At 65.2% G+C, this 14,779-nt stretch carries 18 protein-coding genes; 5 read left to right on the forward strand and 13 right to left on the reverse strand.

From position 1 onward, the window contains the following. Positions 1-11 precede the first annotated feature (11 nt). Complete coding sequence (locus tag ACZ7PG_RS26330; RefSeq protein ID WP_470241727.1) at positions 12-1,304, reverse strand: PhoH family protein; 1,293 nt, start codon at positions 1,302-1,304, stop codon at positions 12-14. A 234-nt stretch (positions 1,305-1,538) separates the two neighbouring features. Between ACZ7PG_RS26330 and ACZ7PG_RS26335 the strand changes: the two genes are divergently transcribed. Together ACZ7PG_RS26335 and ACZ7PG_RS26340 are read left to right on the forward strand one after the other, a co-directional pair. Further along, positions 1,539-1,826 carry a hypothetical protein gene (locus tag ACZ7PG_RS26335; RefSeq protein WP_470241728.1) on the forward strand — a complete coding sequence of 96 codons (288 nt, stop codon included), beginning with the start codon at positions 1,539-1,541 and terminating at the stop codon, positions 1,824-1,826. A 202-nt stretch (positions 1,827-2,028) separates the two neighbouring features. Further along, positions 2,029-2,277, forward strand: a complete 249-nt coding sequence (locus ACZ7PG_RS26340; protein ID WP_470241729.1) for a hypothetical protein — start codon at positions 2,029-2,031, stop codon at positions 2,275-2,277. 50 nt (positions 2,278-2,327) lie between these two features. Here ACZ7PG_RS26340 and ACZ7PG_RS26345 read toward each other — a convergent pair whose 3' ends face one another. Next, positions 2,328-3,104 (reverse strand): isoprenyl transferase, encoded by a 777-nt coding sequence (locus ACZ7PG_RS26345; protein WP_470241730.1) that lies wholly within the window; start codon positions 3,102-3,104, stop codon positions 2,328-2,330. 113 nt (positions 3,105-3,217) lie between these two features. Between ACZ7PG_RS26345 and trhA the strand changes: the two genes are divergently transcribed. Next, positions 3,218-3,859, forward strand: coding sequence for a PAQR family membrane homeostasis protein TrhA (trhA, locus tag ACZ7PG_RS26350; protein WP_470242418.1), 642 nt, complete (start codon positions 3,218-3,220; stop codon positions 3,857-3,859). Positions 3,860-3,886: 27 nt separating this feature from the next. Here the strand turns inward: trhA and ACZ7PG_RS26355 are convergent, their stop codons facing one another. The 9 genes from ACZ7PG_RS26355 to ACZ7PG_RS26395 all read right to left on the reverse strand — a co-directional run bounded on the left by ACZ7PG_RS26355 (position 3,887) and on the right by ACZ7PG_RS26395 (position 10,671). Further along, entirely contained in the window at positions 3,887-5,122 is a 1,236-nt protein-coding gene (locus ACZ7PG_RS26355; protein ID WP_470241731.1) for a tyrosine-type recombinase/integrase, read from the reverse strand. 25 nt (positions 5,123-5,147) lie between these two features. After that, positions 5,148-5,333: a helix-turn-helix domain-containing protein gene (locus ACZ7PG_RS26360; RefSeq protein WP_465449507.1), complete on the reverse strand. Its 186-nt coding sequence runs from the start codon at positions 5,331-5,333 to the stop codon at positions 5,148-5,150. A 12-nt stretch (positions 5,334-5,345) separates the two neighbouring features. Then, positions 5,346-6,950, reverse strand: a complete 1,605-nt coding sequence (locus ACZ7PG_RS26365; protein ID WP_470241732.1) for a replication initiator — start codon at positions 6,948-6,950, stop codon at positions 5,346-5,348. Continuing rightward, positions 6,950-7,336 (reverse strand): hypothetical protein, encoded by a 387-nt coding sequence (locus ACZ7PG_RS26370; protein WP_470241733.1) that lies wholly within the window; start codon positions 7,334-7,336, stop codon positions 6,950-6,952. Before ACZ7PG_RS26370 ends, ACZ7PG_RS26365 begins: the two co-directional genes overlap by 1 nt. Next, positions 7,333-8,886: an FtsK/SpoIIIE domain-containing protein gene (locus ACZ7PG_RS26375; RefSeq protein WP_470241734.1), complete on the reverse strand. Its 1,554-nt coding sequence runs from the start codon at positions 8,884-8,886 to the stop codon at positions 7,333-7,335. Before ACZ7PG_RS26375 ends, ACZ7PG_RS26370 begins: the two co-directional genes overlap by 4 nt. A gap of 334 nt (positions 8,887-9,220) precedes the next feature. Then, positions 9,221-9,472: an AMED_5909 family protein gene (locus tag ACZ7PG_RS26380; protein WP_470241735.1), complete on the reverse strand. Its 252-nt coding sequence runs from the start codon at positions 9,470-9,472 to the stop codon at positions 9,221-9,223. Further along, positions 9,453-9,728, reverse strand: coding sequence for a hypothetical protein (locus ACZ7PG_RS26385; protein WP_470241736.1), 276 nt, complete (start codon positions 9,726-9,728; stop codon positions 9,453-9,455). The genes ACZ7PG_RS26380 and ACZ7PG_RS26385 overlap by 20 nt, the downstream gene beginning before the upstream one ends. Before the next feature lie 243 nt (positions 9,729-9,971). Next, on the reverse strand, positions 9,972-10,424 hold the full coding sequence (locus tag ACZ7PG_RS26390; protein WP_470241737.1) for a hypothetical protein: 453 nt from the start codon (positions 10,422-10,424) through the stop codon (positions 9,972-9,974). Between the two features lie 22 nt (positions 10,425-10,446). Then, complete coding sequence (locus ACZ7PG_RS26395; protein ID WP_470241738.1) at positions 10,447-10,671, reverse strand: hypothetical protein; 225 nt, start codon at positions 10,669-10,671, stop codon at positions 10,447-10,449. Between the two features lie 236 nt (positions 10,672-10,907). Between ACZ7PG_RS26395 and ACZ7PG_RS26400 the strand changes: the two genes are divergently transcribed. Continuing rightward, positions 10,908-11,651: a DUF5919 domain-containing protein gene (locus tag ACZ7PG_RS26400; RefSeq protein WP_470241739.1), complete on the forward strand. Its 744-nt coding sequence runs from the start codon at positions 10,908-10,910 to the stop codon at positions 11,649-11,651. An 8-nt stretch (positions 11,652-11,659) separates the two neighbouring features. Then, entirely contained in the window at positions 11,660-12,130 is a 471-nt protein-coding gene (locus tag ACZ7PG_RS26405) for an NUDIX hydrolase (protein WP_470241740.1), read from the forward strand. Between the two features lie 65 nt (positions 12,131-12,195). Here ACZ7PG_RS26405 and ACZ7PG_RS26410 read toward each other — a convergent pair whose 3' ends face one another. Together ACZ7PG_RS26410 and ACZ7PG_RS26415 are read right to left on the reverse strand one after the other, a co-directional pair. Continuing rightward, positions 12,196-13,140, reverse strand: a complete 945-nt coding sequence (locus ACZ7PG_RS26410) for a hypothetical protein (protein WP_470241741.1) — start codon at positions 13,138-13,140, stop codon at positions 12,196-12,198. Continuing rightward, positions 13,137-14,189, reverse strand: coding sequence for a DUF262 domain-containing protein (locus tag ACZ7PG_RS26415; RefSeq protein WP_470241742.1), 1,053 nt, complete (start codon positions 14,187-14,189; stop codon positions 13,137-13,139). The genes ACZ7PG_RS26410 and ACZ7PG_RS26415 overlap by 4 nt, the downstream gene beginning before the upstream one ends. Between the last annotated feature and the right edge of the window lie 590 nt (positions 14,190-14,779).

The following is a 14,779-nucleotide window of genomic DNA, read 5'->3' on the forward strand; positions in this document are numbered from 1 at the left end:
GGACTTCAAGCTCAGCCGTGGTCCTCCAGCATCTCGGTGACCAGGGCCGCGATCGGCGAGCGCTCCGAGCGCGTCAGCGTGACGTGCGCGAACAGCGGGTGGCCCTTCAGCTTCTCGATCACCGCCGAGACGCCGTCGTGCCGGCCGACGCGCAGGTTGTCGCGCTGCGCGACGTCGTGCGTGAGCACCACCCGCGACGCCGTGCCGAGCCGCGAAAGCACCGTGAGCAGGACGTTCCGTTCAAGTGACTGCGCTTCGTCGACGATCACGAAAGCGTCGTGCAGCGAGCGGCCGCGGATGTGCGTCAGCGGCAGCACCTCGAGCATGCCGCGGTCGAACACCTCGTCCAGCACTTCCTGGCTGACCAGCGCGCCGAGGGTGTCGAACACCGCCTGCGCCCAGGGCTGCATCTTCTCGCTCTCGGACCCGGGCAGGTAGCCGAGGTCCTGGCCGCCGACCGCGTAGACCGGCCGGAACACCACGACCTTGCGGTGCTGACGGCGTTCCATCACGGCTTCGAGCCCGGCGCACAGCGCGAGCGCCGACTTGCCGGTGCCGGCGCGGCCGCCGAGGGAGACGATGCCGACGTCGGAGTCGAGCAGCAGGTCGAGCGCGACGCGCTGCTCGGCGCTGCGGCCGTGCAGCCCGAAGGCCTCACGATCGCCCCGCACCAGCCGGATGCGCTTGTCCGCCGTGACCCGTCCCAGCGCGCTGGACGTGCCCGCGAGCAGCCGCAGCCCGGTGTGGCAGGGCAGCTCGGAGACGTCGTCCATGCCGTACTCGACCGGATCGACCGTGGCGCCGCCGAACAACGTGTCGAGCACGTCCTGCTCGACGTCGACGTCCGCCATGCCGGTCCAGCCCGACGGCGTGACCTCCTGCGCGCGGTACTCGTCGGCTTCCAACCCGACCGCACCCGCCTTGACCCGCAGCGGGATGTCCTTGGTCACCAGGGTGACCGCCGGGAACTCCGCCGCCAGGTTGAGCGCGCAGGCGAGGATCCGGTGGTCGTTGGAGTCGGTGCGGAACCCGACCGGGAGCACCGTCGGGTCCGAGTGGTTCAGCTCCACCTGCAGCGTGCCGCCGTGGTCCCCGATGGGGAGCGGCGCGTCGAGCCTGCCGTACTGCCGGCGCAGGTCGTCGAGCATGCGCAGGGACTCCCGGGCGAACCAGCCGAGCTCCGGGTGGTGGCGCTTCGCCTCCAGTTCACTGATGACGACCAGCGGAAGCACGACTGCATGCTCGGCGAAGCGGGTCACCGCCCACGGGTCCGAAAGGAGGACCGACGTGTCGAGCACGTACATGTGCTGCTGGGATTCGGGCGAGGTCGAGGCTTTCTCCGGGCCAGGAACGGCACCGGTCGAAGAACGGCCAGAGGCCTTACGGGGCAAACGCTGCGCAGTCACGACGGCATCTCCCTCGAGGGCGTGTGCACCTCACGCCCGCACTCGCTGGGCCGGGCACCTCCCTGGCTGGACCACTCCCTCTGACCGGTGGGTCAGGTGGCGCGGCCACGAGGGCCGGGTGCCGGCCCCCTCGTGCGTCTCGTGGGCGGCTGCGCCGCCCCCTCGATCACCGTCACGACCAGGGCCTCCCGCGAGGACCCGCACGGAACGCGTGCCCTCACCTCGGAAGGTACCCACGAATCCGAGATCGCGCAGGGAGCCAACACGGTGATTCGCCAGATCGTCACCTCACTGTCGGTCGTCCGACATCGACAGCTGGTGATGGTCACCGTGGGTGACCAGGTCCCCATTCGATGCACACACGTCGGAATGATCTTGGGAAAATTGCTGACCCGACGTATTCACAAGATCAAGGGATGAGCTTTTACCACGTTCGGAGCAACGCCGCATTTTGCGCCACGAAGAGAGAACCGTACCGAGTGAAAGCGCCTGCGTCAGGCTCACACAATGGGCGTACAGGTCGTACGAGAAGCCCGATAAGCGAGTAATTTTTTGACTGCGGGACACACCACCGGTCCTCCGGTGCCCCGGATCCCAACAGTTCTACCTAGGAGTGTGCGAAGTGCTGAAGAAGGCTGGTTTCGTGGCCGCCACCGCTGCGGGCCTCATGATGATCGGCAGCACCGCGTTCGCCGCCACGGGCGACCACGGCGGCACCCCGGACCCGACGTTCGGCGACGCCTACGCCACGTTCATCGAGGGCGGCGGCGCCCTGGGCTACGGCGCGGCCTCCCTGGTCGCCGGTGCCTACGCGGGCATCGCCACCACCCCGGCGCTGATCCTGCACTCGCTGGAGCACCACCACCACTGAGTGTGGCTTGCGAAGGGCCCCGGAGTTCGCTCCGGGGCCCTTCGGCGTCTCTACGATCCGAATCGCCGGTGCCGCCAGGCGTAGTCGCGCATGGCGCGCAGGAAGTCGACGCGGCGGAATGCCGGCCAATACGCTTCGGTGAACCAGAATTCCGAATGCGCGGACTGCCAGAGCAGGAATCCGGAAAGGCGTTGTTCACCGGAAGTCCGGATGATGAGGTCCGGATCCGGCTGCCCCGAGGTGTAGAGGTGCTCGGAGATGTGGTCGACGTCCAGGATCTTCGCGAGCTCGTGAATGGTCGTGCCCTCGTCCGCGTGCTGGAGCAGCAACTTGCGGACTGCATCGGCGATTTCCTGCCGCCCGCCGTAACCGACCGCGACGTTGACCTCCATCCCGGTCCGCCCCTCGGTGCGCGCGGCGGCTTCGCTGAGTCGCTTCGCGACCTCGGTGGGTAGCAGATCGAGGGCGCCGACGATCCGCAGCTGCCAGCTCTTGCCGGGCGCGGCGAGCTCGTCGGTGACGTCGGTGATGATCTTCAGCAGCGGCGTGAGCTCGTCCGGGTCGCGGTTGAGGTTGTCGGTCGAGAGCAGCCACATGGTGACGACCTCGACGTCGGCCTCGTGGCACCAGCTCAGGAAGTCGGCGATCTTCTTCGCCCCGGCCCGGTGCCCGTCCGCGACGTCCGAAAAGCCGGCTTCACGGGCCCAGCGGCGGTTGCCGTCGAGCATGATGGCGATGTGCCGCGGATGCCGGCCGGCGGCCTGCTGGATGAGGCGCCGGCCGTAGGCGCTGTACAGGACGTCGGACAAGAAGGAGCGCACACTCACGTCGAGGAAGCCTACGCACCCGGTGTGAGGCGCGTGACTTGACCGCTGCCCGGGAACCTACGGTCCCGTAACCTGGTCGGGTGAGCCTGACGACGGAACCACCCGAGCCCGTAGTGGACCTCCGCCCCCGGCTGCGCGGGCACATCCACTTCTGGACGTTCTTCGGCGCCGTCGCGGCAGCGGCGGCACTGATCAGCCTGGCGGCGTCCACAGTGTCTTCGACCGCGGCACTGGCGACGTCGGTGTACGGCCTGACGGTCCTGGGGCTGTTCGGCGTGAGCGCGCTGTACCACCGCCGCCTGTGGAGCCCGCGAGCGTACAAGTGGATGAAGCGCGCGGACCACTCGATGATCTTCTTGTTCATCGCGGGCACGTACACCCCGTTCACCCTGCTGGCGATGTCCAAGCCGACGGGCTACGTGGTCCTGACGATCGTCTGGGGCGGCGCGGTTCTCGGCGTGGCGTTGAAGATGCTGTGGCCGCACGCACCGCGGTGGCTCGGAGTGCCGATCTACATCGCGCTCGGCTACGTCGCGGTGTTCGTGTTCCCCGAGCTTTTCACGCACGCCGGCGTGGCGGCGGTGGTGCTGCTCTGCGTGGGTGGGCTGTTCTACACCCTGGGGGCGGCGTTCTACGGGTTCAAGTGGCCCAACCACTGGCCGGATACCTTCGGGTACCACGAGTACTTCCACGCGTGCACCGTGCTCGCGGCGATTTCCCACTACATCGCGATCTGGTTGGCCATGTACGCCTAGCTGCGGTTTTACCCTTGTGGATCTTCCTCAGGCCGCCGCCAGGCCGTCTCTGAACAGGGCGTCGACGGCGTTGCGGGTGCGCTCGTGGCTGGTCGGGAGCAGGTGCGTGTAGACGCGCAGGGTGAAGCCCGGGTCGGAGTGGCCGAGGTAGCTGGACAGGGCCTTGATGGACTCGCCCGCGTCGAGCAGCACCGAGGCGTAGAGGTGACGGAGCGCGTGCATCCCGTCCGCCCGGGTCGGCTTCTCGACGCCGGCCTTCTTGAGCGCAGGTAGCCAGACGCTCAGCCGGAAACCGCCACGCCGGAACGGCAACCCGTCGTAGTCGACCATCAGCAGCTTCACGGTGACCGGCTTGCCCTCGGGATGCACCCACGGAAGCGTGATCTCAGTGGCGGGGAACCGCTCGGCGTACTCGTCCAGCGCGGACAGCAGCTCACCGCCGATAGGCACCTCTCGCGTCTTGCCCCGTTTCGGCGGCGCGAAGCACAGGACGTTGTCGACGATCCGGACCTGCCGCTCGATCTGGGCGATGTTCCGTTCCCGGTCGACGTCGTCCAGGGAGAAGCCGAACACCTCACCCTGCCGCAGGCCGATCCCAGCGGGAATCCGGACGACCGGCTTGAACCGGACGGGCAGCGCGTTCAAGACGGCTTGTGCCCGCCCCGGACGCCAGGGCTGCACCTGCCGCAGATCCGCCCGAGGCCGAGTCACGCTCGACGCTTGAGCCGGGTTGCTCACGATGAGCTTGTCCTCCTTCGCGAAGCTGAGAATGGACACGAGGTGGGTGAAGTACAGGACCCGCGAGCGCGTGCTCACCTCGCGATCCTGCAGCCAGCGAAGCCAGGCTTGGACGTCACTGGGCTTGACCGCCCCGATGGTCTTCGCCTTGAAGAACGGCTTCAGGTGGTTGGCGAGACGGCTGATTACCCGCTCCCGCGTCGTGTGATCGAAGGTCTGCGCCGCGACCCACCGATCCGCAACGACCGCGAACAGCGCGCGCCCGGCCTGTGGGTCGACGTACTTGCCTTCCCGCTTGTCCGACTCGACCTCGATGAGGAAGTTCTCCGCACGCTTCTTCTGCTTGTCCGCGAACGACTTCGAACGCTCGTTGTTGTCCGGATCGAGGTACCGCACCTTGTACCGCAGCCCGATGCCGTACAGCTCGGAGCGCTCCATGACCGGCTTGTCGTTGTCATTGAAGAGCAGCCGTCCGGTTTCCGGGTTCCGCGCCTGGCGGTACCACCTGTCCTGAATATGTCCCATGTGGACTTCCCTTTCTCGAAACTGGTTACGCGGCTTCGGTGGCCCAGGCCCGCACGGAGGCTGGGTTGTAGCGCAGGTGCCGGCCGATCTTCTTCACCGGCGGACCTTCACCGCGCCATTTCCACTGGTAGAGGGTCTTGACCGGAACGCCGAGATAGTCGGATACGTCGTCGACGGACCAGAGGCGTTCGATGCTGTGGACGTTGTTCATTGCTCCCCCTTGTCACGCTGCGAGCTGAGTTGCCGAAGTTTCCGGATCAGTCCCCGCTGGTCCAGAGGCGGCGAGTAGCGCCCGGTCGTACTCGGCCTTCCACGTGATCCGTTCCGCGATCGCGTGCATGACGAGGTGATCGCGGGGCGGGACGTGCGGGTCTCCGGGCTCGACCTTCCGCCAGGCCAGCCGGGCCGGGTCCGGTTGTGGCTTCTCGATCCCGATCGCCGCCAATGCCTGCTGGACGAAGGCCTTTCGGTCGGCCTTGTGGTCGTCGAGCGTCTTGCCCGACCACTTCCGCGACACCAGCACCCGCCGTCCCGGCAGCCCGAGCGTCGTTCGCCGGTGGGCCCGGCCCTTGCAGTGCCCCGGAGTGGTCTTGCTGCCCGCGCCCTTGGGCTGGACCCCGTACAGCAGCCACACCGCGCAGCGCGGCGAGCACGGCGTGACCGACAGCTCGGCGTGCAACCGGTCGTGGTGATCCCGCAACCGCGCCGTGTCCGCCTCCACCACCTCACCGGTGGACTTGGTGAGGTACTTCGTGAGGTAGCCGATATGGCGGCCGGCCTCTTCGGTGCCGCCGAGGATGCCCTTGGAGTGCACCTGCTGTCCGAAGGTGACGACGTGCGCGGGGGCCTCGACCTCTTCCACGGCGTCGTCCCAGGTGGTCAGCGGTTCGCGAGTGTCCGGGTCGAGGAACGTCCGGGTGTCGCCGTCCCAGACCGGCAGCCGATCGACGTAGACGACCTGGTCGTGCGACGGCCACCAAACCTGGTGATAAGTGGCTTCGGTGACCTGCCGGATGACGTCGTGCGGGATCGCACCGCGGATCGCCGCGTGCAGGTGCGGCGCGGTGCGCTTCTGGGGTTCGACGGTGGCGAAGTACTGGGCGTCCCAGCCGACGACCCGGCGGAGGTTCTGCCACCACCGATCGACCAGCGCCGAGAAGTGCACCGCATCCCGAGCCGCCCGCCGGTAGTCATACCGAGACGGGTCGACCGGGGCCCCATCGCGAACCGGGCCGTAGGAATCGCAGGTCAGGGTCACGAACATGGACGGCCGGAACTTCCCCGCGTACTCCCGCCCCACTGTGGTCTTGCTGACCTTTTGGCGCGGGAGGTTCGGTGCGTCCTGCCGCCGCTTCGTTGACCGCTTCACGCCCCGCTTGGTCGGGAGGTCGAGGGCGGGCAGTCGACCTCGCATCCCGAGTTGCCGAAGTTCCGCATCAACCCCGGTGATCTCCTCCCGCAGATCCTCGGTCTCCGCCTGGTCCTGCTCGACCACCTCCCGATAGGCCGCAACCAGATCGGCGCGGTAGGTCAGCAACTCCTTGTGATCCTCGGAGGGAGCTGCGGCGGTGAGGTTGGGTTCTTCGGTCATGTGCCAGCCCTCGCGGCACTGGGCCTGCCGAAGCGCCTTCGCCTTCCGCGCACACGGCAAGCACACCGACTCAACGGTGGAGCCGCACGGCACGGGTACGTAGCGCAGTTCGCCGGTTTCGGTGTCGCCGACCTCCATTGTGAACGGGCGGACGCAGACGCCGTGCTTCTCCGCCGTCGCCCGGATCACGTCAGCCGCCAGCGGTACCCGCATCCGTTCCGCGCGTGTCTCGCTCATCAGGCCGCCACCTCCCCAGGCGACGACCAGTCGCGCAGCAGGTACACCGGCATGTCCTGCTGCGCCCCAACCGGGAGATCCGGGAACGTGCTCGGGTCGAACTGCACCACACCGAACACCCGGACCGGGATGCCGCACGGCGTCCGCCCGGTGATCGACAGATGCACCCACCTCCCCTCACCCAGCCGCCACAACCGCGCCGAGACGTCCTCGAGCGTCTGCGCCCACACCAGCAACGCCCGCGAGACCTCGGGCAGGCCGTCCGCGTCGAGCTGGACCCTGATCGGGCTGGACCAGGCGTTGACGTCGACCGACGCGGCCGGCGGGAGCTGGTGGGAGTCGAGGTGATCGCGGATGGCGTCGAGGAAGATCATCAGCCGGTTCATGCGGCCACCCCCTCGCCGCCGTGCCGCAGATCCGCGACACCCCCGTTCGTCACGTACGCCTCCAGCGCCTTGACCGTGTCGTCGGAGACCCACCCGGCGCGGATCCGCAGCGGCTCGCGGATGCCTTCGCCCCAGACGTAGCCGACACCGGCCTCCGAGTCGCCGATGCGGTTCGCCCACGCGCCGCGCTCGTATGCGCCGTCACCGAGCACCATGCCCACGTGCGTCTTGGACGTGACTCGCAGGCACACTCGCCGGGTGAACAGCTCCCGGACCGGGACGGTGTCCTTCGTCGGCTCCTGGACGTAGCCGCGGACCGAGATCCCCAGCGCCCGCCCTTGCGTCGTCAGGAGCGCGACACGCTCCACAATGGCCTCACGGGTCTTGCGGTCGGTGTACTTCGTGAGCGCGCCGATCTCGTCGAACTCCAGTAGCTCCAACGGATACTCCGTCGACACCGGGATCATGCGCAGCCGACCGGCGAACGCGCGCTTGCGGGATTCCATCTCCTCCACCAGGCCGTCAAGGACTTCCACCGCGTCCTTCCCACCGACCGCGTAGCGGGAAAAGATCCCGCGTCCATAGGCGAGTTCCATGCCCTTCGGGTCGATACCGGACATCCGCACCACCCCGAACCTGATCGCCGACGCGGCGGCCACGAGCGGGCACCACATCACAGAGTTCTTGCCCGCACCCGACGCACCAGCGACGAGACAGTGCGCGCCCGAACCCAGCAGCGGCACCCGCCAGTCACACCCGTACTCAGTCCGCCCCGCCCAGACGTTGCGCAAGTCCACGCCGGTCGAGTCGACACCGTCAGGTACCTGGGGGCCGGTCACCCCGCCGCCGAGCAGGTCACGTCGCTGGAAGTCGATCGACACCACGTTGGGAGCCAGCTCACGCACCTGGCAGCGAGCGACCTTCCGCGCGACAGCCAAAGCGCGGGCGGCGTCGTCGAAGTCCTCCGGCTTCTGCCCGGCCACCAGCTCCACCCGCACCTCATCCCAGGAGGCGCGGGAGCGGACGCCAAGCACCCTCGGAGTCCGCGCGTTCGGCTGGTTCGAGGTCGAGCGGGACAGGGCGCGCCGTCGGCCGACGAGGTTCACGTTCACCACCACCGGCAGCGCCTCGTCCCGCACCGACAGGCCGCAGGCGTGCAGCCACTCCGGCAGCTTCCGCCCGTAGACCGCCCAGCGGGCCCACCAGGAGCGCAGGAAGCGCCAGCACCACTGGTCGAACGAGACAGGGCCGATCGCCCACCACGTCGCCAGGACTACCGCGATGCCGCCCAGGACCAGGGCGAGCGACAGCCAGCCCAGTAGGTCGCACCAGACATAGACGGCGATCACGGCGAGGCTTGTCCGCCACCGCGTCACCACCTGGGCGAGCATCCAGACGACGGCCTTGCACAGCCACCACAGGGCCACGAACACCACAGCCGCCGCAGCCAAGGCTTCCACCACCGAGGCCAGGGCGCGGCCGATCTTGTGCAGCACCCACACGCCGAGCCCCAGCCCAGCCAGAGCTACTACCGCGAAGCCGGGAGACATCACCGACTACCCCCGTTCACACGAAGATCCAGCGGCAGCATCCCCAAGCAGGGAGCGCACTGGGTTTCGCCGGGCAGCAGTTTGGCGAATCGTTTGCAGGAGGCGCAGCGCGTTTGGGTGACCCCCGTTGACGCTCGCCCGTTGTCATCGTTTAGCGTTGCCATTGTTCACTTCCGCTGGTTGTGGACAGCGCAGGAGCGGCAAGGTTGGTAGCCAGGTTCCGCTTCTGCGCCTTACGGATCACACGCACCCGAATCAGGACGTGCTTCATCGCCGCACGTCATCGCGTGCGTTTTTCGTTACTACTGTTGACTTTCCAGTCGTCTACATGCGACTACTCAGCAGACTTGCCTTTCGCCTGAAGTTCTGCTGAGATCTCACCCGCCTGCCGTTCCTCATATCCGGCCCAGTACAACGCCTCGTGGTGATGACCCCGGTCAACGTCCGCGATCGCCTTGTACAACCGCGCGTTGCCGAGCCGGAACGCCAACCACACCGACCGGTTCGCATCGTTCGGAGGGCGGCGGTCCATCACGACCTCGTGGGCGTCCCGCAGCGTCTTCGGCTCAGCCTTCCGCACGATCACGCCTCCCCGCGCGAGCTTCCAGCAGCGCCGCCAGTTCGTCCGCGTGGTCGCGGAGCTGCCGCAGGAACGCCACCGTTTCCGGCCACGTCTCCTGGTCCTGCGGAGGGACCAGCGTCAGCACGAAGGACACGCCGGCCAGTACCAGGACCGGTGGAGAAGACAGCTCCGGACCGGTCTCCTCCACCGTCACCTCGATGCCCGGGCCGACTGCCCAGCGCACTCCCAGCCCGTCCATCACCGCCGTGTCCTGCTTCACTTGCCCAATCCCTTGCCAGTTCTGCGAACCCCTCAGCCGCTGACTCCAACGCGGCCACACACCACCACGGCAACCCACGTGACTGCGCCAGCTCATGCCACGCCCGCGACACCCGCCGGGCAGCGTTCGCGGTGTTCGTCGCGCTCATCGGCGATAGCACCGCCCGGCCGTGTTCCCACGCGGCCATGTAGTCGCGGTACGCCTGCTCCCACGCTTCGACCTGCTCGCGGAAGCTCATGCCTCTCACGCTGCCTTCGTCGTCTCACCGGTCCCGCCGGACCGGGACGGCTTGGCATTGGTGGCGGCCTGCTTGAAGCCGGTCGCCCGGAAGACGTAGGACTGGTACTTGAACTCGCCCTGCCCAGCCACACGCGGCTCGGCCGTCAGGCCGTCCAGCTCGATCGGCCGCATCCCCGGCAACGCCTCCGACGTCGTCGGCACCGGCTGCACATCAGCGAGAAGCGTGATCTCGAACGAAGCACGCTTCGCCCGCGTCTCCGCCGGGTCGGTCACCATCACCTTCCACTGCCGCTTACCCGTGATCTCGTCGACCCGCTGCCGCACCGGGCGGTTCGCGGCCCGGTCTTCGCGCGACTGATACTCGTTGTCGGGCGACACTTCGCCTACCATGACGAGGCCCTGGGTGAACGCGTCGTCGAAGTCGATGCCGAACCGGTGTCCCTTGTCGATAGCCATGCTGAATCCCTTATGTCGTCGGTTAGTTGGTAGCTTCGGGCGTCTCTCCGCCTCGTGCCGCTGCGGCGTCCAGTGCCGCGCTGACCTTGTCCAGTTCCCTCCGCAGTACGGCGATGGCGTCGGAGTCCACGAGCAGGACCACTGGGAACGCCTTGCCGAACCGGACCTCCGCGCGGTTTGCGTACGTCAGTGCCCTGGCACGAATCGGCAGATCAGCCGTGACGTGGATCTGAACCGTGTCGCGCATGCCACGCCGCGCCTACGCCGCACGTCGGCGAGGTACCGCCCGCTTGTCCGAGCCAGCCGGCCGAACGGCGGTTTCAATGGTCACGCCTACCTCCTCGGTGTCCTGGCACCGGGCCTGCCCCGGCAACCTGACACCCAATCTCCGCCAAACCGCGGGACGTGATCACCACGTGGCGGGACATCTCGGGACGTCCCTGGTACCGTCGAAGACGTCCCTACACGTCCCAAGGGGTGCCGATGCCGAACGAACGCCTGCGCGACGCGCTACTGCGCAACGGCCTGACGCTGGAGCAGATAGCCAAGGCCGTCGGGGTCGATCAGAAGACCGTCGAGCGCTGGATCACCAAGAACCGGACGCCCTACCCCAAGCACCGGCACAAGATCGCCGCCATGGCGCGCGAGTCGGAGACCTACCTGTGGCCGGACTCCGTGGCCCCGGAGCGCAAGGCCGAGACAGCCGCCGCCGAGCTGGTGCAGGTCTTCCCGCACCGCAACGCCGTCCCTGTCGAACTGTGGGACAGGCTGATCAAGGAAGCATCGGAGACTGTCGAGATCCTGGTACACGCTGCGCTGTTCCTGGTGGAACGCCCGCGGTTCATCAAGGACCTGAACGCCAAGGCCGCGGCCGGCGCTCGAATCCGGCTCGTGTTCGGAGACCCCGAAGGCGACAGCGTCGCCCTGCGCGGCGAGGAAGAACAGCTCGGCGACGGGACGCTTGCGGCACGCATCCGCAATGCGCTGGCGTCCTACCGGCCGCTGGTCGGAGTCGACGGGGTGGAGATGCGGTTCCACAACACGACGCTCTACAACTCGATCTTCCGGTTCGACGACGAGATGATCATCAACACGCACGTTTACGGGTTCCAGGGAGCCCACGCCCCATCCCTCCACCTGCGGAGACTCTCCGCCGGGGACCTCTTCGAAACGTACTCGGAAAGCTTCGAATCAGTCTGGAACCTCGCCAAGCCGGCCACTTTCTAGGAGGCAGCATGACCCGAGTCGACTACTACAACGACCCGAACGCACCCAAGGCCAACAGCATCGCGGTAGCAGTATCGGCGTTCATCCAGGACAACGAAGGCCGGATTCTGATGATCAGGCGCACCGACAACGACCTGTACTCCATCCCAGGCGGCCAGCTTGAACTCGGCGAGACACTGGCCGAGGCCGCAGTTCGAGAGGTCCGAGAGGAGACCGGTATCGAATGCGAGGTCACGGGTGTGATCGGCCTGTACTCCGACCCCAAACACGTAATCGCCTACGACGACGGGGAAGTCCGCCAAGAGTTCTCGATTTGCTTTCGCGCCATCGCGACAGGCGGCAAGTTACACACTAGCAGCGAGAGCAAAGAAGTCTTTTGGATTGATCCGGCGAAGCTGTGCGACCTAACGATTCACGAGTCGATCCGACTACGGCTCAAACACGCCACCGAAGGTCGTTCGAGTCCACACTTCACGTGAGCGCGCCCCAGGTTCCTGGAGCTATACCACCGCACCGAGATGAACAGCTGACCAATAGGATAAACCTACAGTACGTCGGTGCTTCGCCAGTCCACTGGAACGCCCATCCCGTTTCTTCTAACAACAGCTTCCCGATTCACCGTCGCTCTGACTATCGCCTGCTTCCACGCTACATCGATACTATCACTCACCTTTACGGCACGCCCAGAACCTTCCTTTTTCTCACTAAACTTTCTGCCAGCCAGGTTGATGAATCGAAGGCCTAAGGTCGCCTGCAATTTCGTTTTCCCGATCAGGAAATTGCTGTCACCCTCATTTAGCAGCCTCGCTGCACGACTAGCAAGAAGGTCAAAGCTCATGGCGATGGCGAGGGCGTCGTTTGAAAAGGCTGTTAGATCGCTCGGCTGTATGCTTGCCCTAACATCATGCGCAGCGTTATTCCTGTTACGCTGAAGGGTCTCATAAGCTTGCCGCAAAGGCAGGCCACCAAATCCGCAGCGAGCCGCCAAATCCGACATCTCTCCCCACGGATCAGCTACGTGAAGCGCTCCCATGATCGACGAGACCTCGTCCGCAGTCACATTCGAACCGCTGTACCCAAAAGTATAGTGACTTAGCTGAAGTGCCCCAGTACCAGTACTAGCCACCGCCTCGGCAACCTTCTGCACAAGGGCGACTGGATCGCCGCCAACTTTACTCGCTAGCGAAGCCTGGAGTATTGTCGATCTGAAAGCTCCAATAGTGGCAGAATTCTGCAGGGACTTTGGCAAAGTTGAGAACTGAACGACCGTTCTACTTACGTGGTCCAACAGCTCAGCACTACGATTCCGCAAGAAGTCTTCGAGCGACGTGAATGCGACCACCATCAAACCGTTACGCAACAGCCCAGCTCGCCGATTATGTAGCAAATCCGTCAATGGTCCGTCGACGAGCCAGGTCTGACTAACAGCCTCGCGAACCGTGTCGATTCTCTCTATCAGCTTCTGCCGCGCGGGCGATGCCACACTCATTTCGCATGCGCCTTCAGCAAATCCGTCATTTTGGCGATGCGCAGCTTGACTCGAGCAGGAGTGTTTGTTGCAACGCGAACAGACGCCTCGAATTCAGGATCAGCGAACAGATCGCGCGTCGCCCTTACCACTTTACCGGAACGGGCAATCAGACTCTCGGCCTCACTTTCACTTAGCGAGTCGACAGCGACCATTTGTGCGTCGTACATACCCGCCAAAGCCTGGTCCCGCCAAGTGCCTTTATCAGGTCGCTTGAAAGCGTGCGGCCCCCAGATGGTTTGGCATATTTTTAAGCTTCGAAGGAAGCTAGCCGAGTACTCATCGATTCTCCCCTTGTCCGCCTTCTGATGCATCGCCATAAACCGATCCATTGATCGACGGAAATCCCCCGAGAAATTCCGCCATTGCTCCCTGAGCGTTAAGAACCTCAACACGAACTCGACATCGGTCATGTCGCGATAAGAACTCGACTTCTCGTCCCTTATTTTTAGTTGCAGCTTCAAAAACGACTGCGAGGAAAGGTGGAAGATAAGGTCATTAAGCGGACCCCTAAAGATGACGTTTCGAACCTCTTGGGCATTAAGTGGCTGACCACCTGAATTGAGACGATGAAAGACTTCGAACTTAGTAGCTTCATCAGACTGACGCAATATTGTAATAGCGCGAATATAAGGCCTTACTTCCAGGGCATTTCTGAGCTCATCCGGAAGTTGGCTATACTTGAGCCCCTCTAGCTCAGTGAATCTTTCCAGGGACGATAGCGCATACCGGTTGCGCATGAAGTCATGGATGGCCGTGATGCGCTGCTTTCCATCGATGACCGAGTACTTACCGAATTGCTGCTCAGCCAAATAGACTGGCGGAACTGGTATGTTCATTAAGAATGACTCGATCAATGAAGCCTGTCGAAATACGTCCCATCGCTCACGTCGCTGAAATAAAGGTGCTACGTCAATTGATTCTTTTTGCACCATCGCGGCAATGGTTTCCAGCGAAAGGTCGGAAGCTTGCAGAACCAATGCATTTTGAGCATCCTCAAAGCGCTTCACAATATCCTGCTTACTGACCGCCAAATCGCCCTCCGAAGTATAGTGTAGTTCTCAAACTTACCAGCCCACAGTTCCTGGGTCGCCGCTGACGATCCGCTCGCCGAATCAGTCCGTACTGACTGCCGAACTTGGCTCTATGGGATCAAGGGCGCGCCGCCGCCGGCGGCGCGCCTGTCGCCTATGTAGCCCCTCGCCTTGGCGGCCGCATCCGCTTCCGACACGGCGGGCTGCCGCTCCGCTCCGCCCGCCGGCCGGGCGGTGCGGCCGCCAGCGGGTCACCTGGCGCAGCGCCACGCGGCGGCGGCACACGAGTCCCCTGAGCCATCCCGGCCTCCTCGGCGAGCTACGAGCGGTGGTGACAATCGGGTCGCTTGGGAGTCGATCTCTGTTACGCACCGTCGTTGGGGACCTCCATCCCGAAGCCTGATCGTGACAACGGCCGGTAGCACCGCGTCAAGACGATGAAGCGTGTCTTGACCCGGCACCACCGGCCGCGTGGAGGCTTCGTATCGAGATGCAGGGCAGGTTGTGGCGGGGTCCGCCAGGCCGTCTCCAGGCCGTCAGAGGTCAGGAAGAGGCAAGCACCCGCG

The organism is Amycolatopsis sp. NPDC114504 (assembly GCF_055633595.1).

What these genes read in the sequence shown, in the direction of transcription:
- ACZ7PG_RS26360 (WP_465449507.1), bottom strand. Translation starts at nt 5,333, where the DNA reads ATGAACAACGTCCACAGCATCGAACGCCTCTGGTCCGTCGACGACGTA.
- ACZ7PG_RS26390 (WP_470241737.1), bottom strand. Translation starts at nt 10,424, where the DNA reads ATGGCTATCGACAAGGGACACCGGTTCGGCATCGACTTCGACGACGCG.
- ACZ7PG_RS26395 (WP_470241738.1), bottom strand. Translation starts at nt 10,671, where the DNA reads ATGCGCGACACGGTTCAGATCCACGTCACGGCTGATCTGCCGATTCGT.
- ACZ7PG_RS26355 (WP_470241731.1), bottom strand. Translation starts at nt 5,122, where the DNA reads ATGGGACATATTCAGGACAGGTGGTACCGCCAGGCGCGGAACCCGGAA.
- ACZ7PG_RS26370 (WP_470241733.1), bottom strand. Translation starts at nt 7,336, where the DNA reads ATGAACCGGCTGATGATCTTCCTCGACGCCATCCGCGATCACCTCGAC.
- ACZ7PG_RS26330 (WP_470241727.1), bottom strand. Translation starts at nt 1,304, where the DNA reads ATGTACGTGCTCGACACGTCGGTCCTCCTTTCGGACCCGTGGGCGGTG.
- ACZ7PG_RS26400 (WP_470241739.1), top strand. Translation starts at nt 10,908, where the DNA reads ATGCCGAACGAACGCCTGCGCGACGCGCTACTGCGCAACGGCCTGACG.
- ACZ7PG_RS26375 (WP_470241734.1), bottom strand. Translation starts at nt 8,886, where the DNA reads ATGTCTCCCGGCTTCGCGGTAGTAGCTCTGGCTGGGCTGGGGCTCGGC.
- ACZ7PG_RS26365 (WP_470241732.1), bottom strand. Translation starts at nt 6,950, where the DNA reads ATGAGCGAGACACGCGCGGAACGGATGCGGGTACCGCTGGCGGCTGAC.
- ACZ7PG_RS26410 (WP_470241741.1), bottom strand. Translation starts at nt 13,140, where the DNA reads ATGAGTGTGGCATCGCCCGCGCGGCAGAAGCTGATAGAGAGAATCGAC.
- ACZ7PG_RS26405 (WP_470241740.1), top strand. Translation starts at nt 11,660, where the DNA reads ATGACCCGAGTCGACTACTACAACGACCCGAACGCACCCAAGGCCAAC.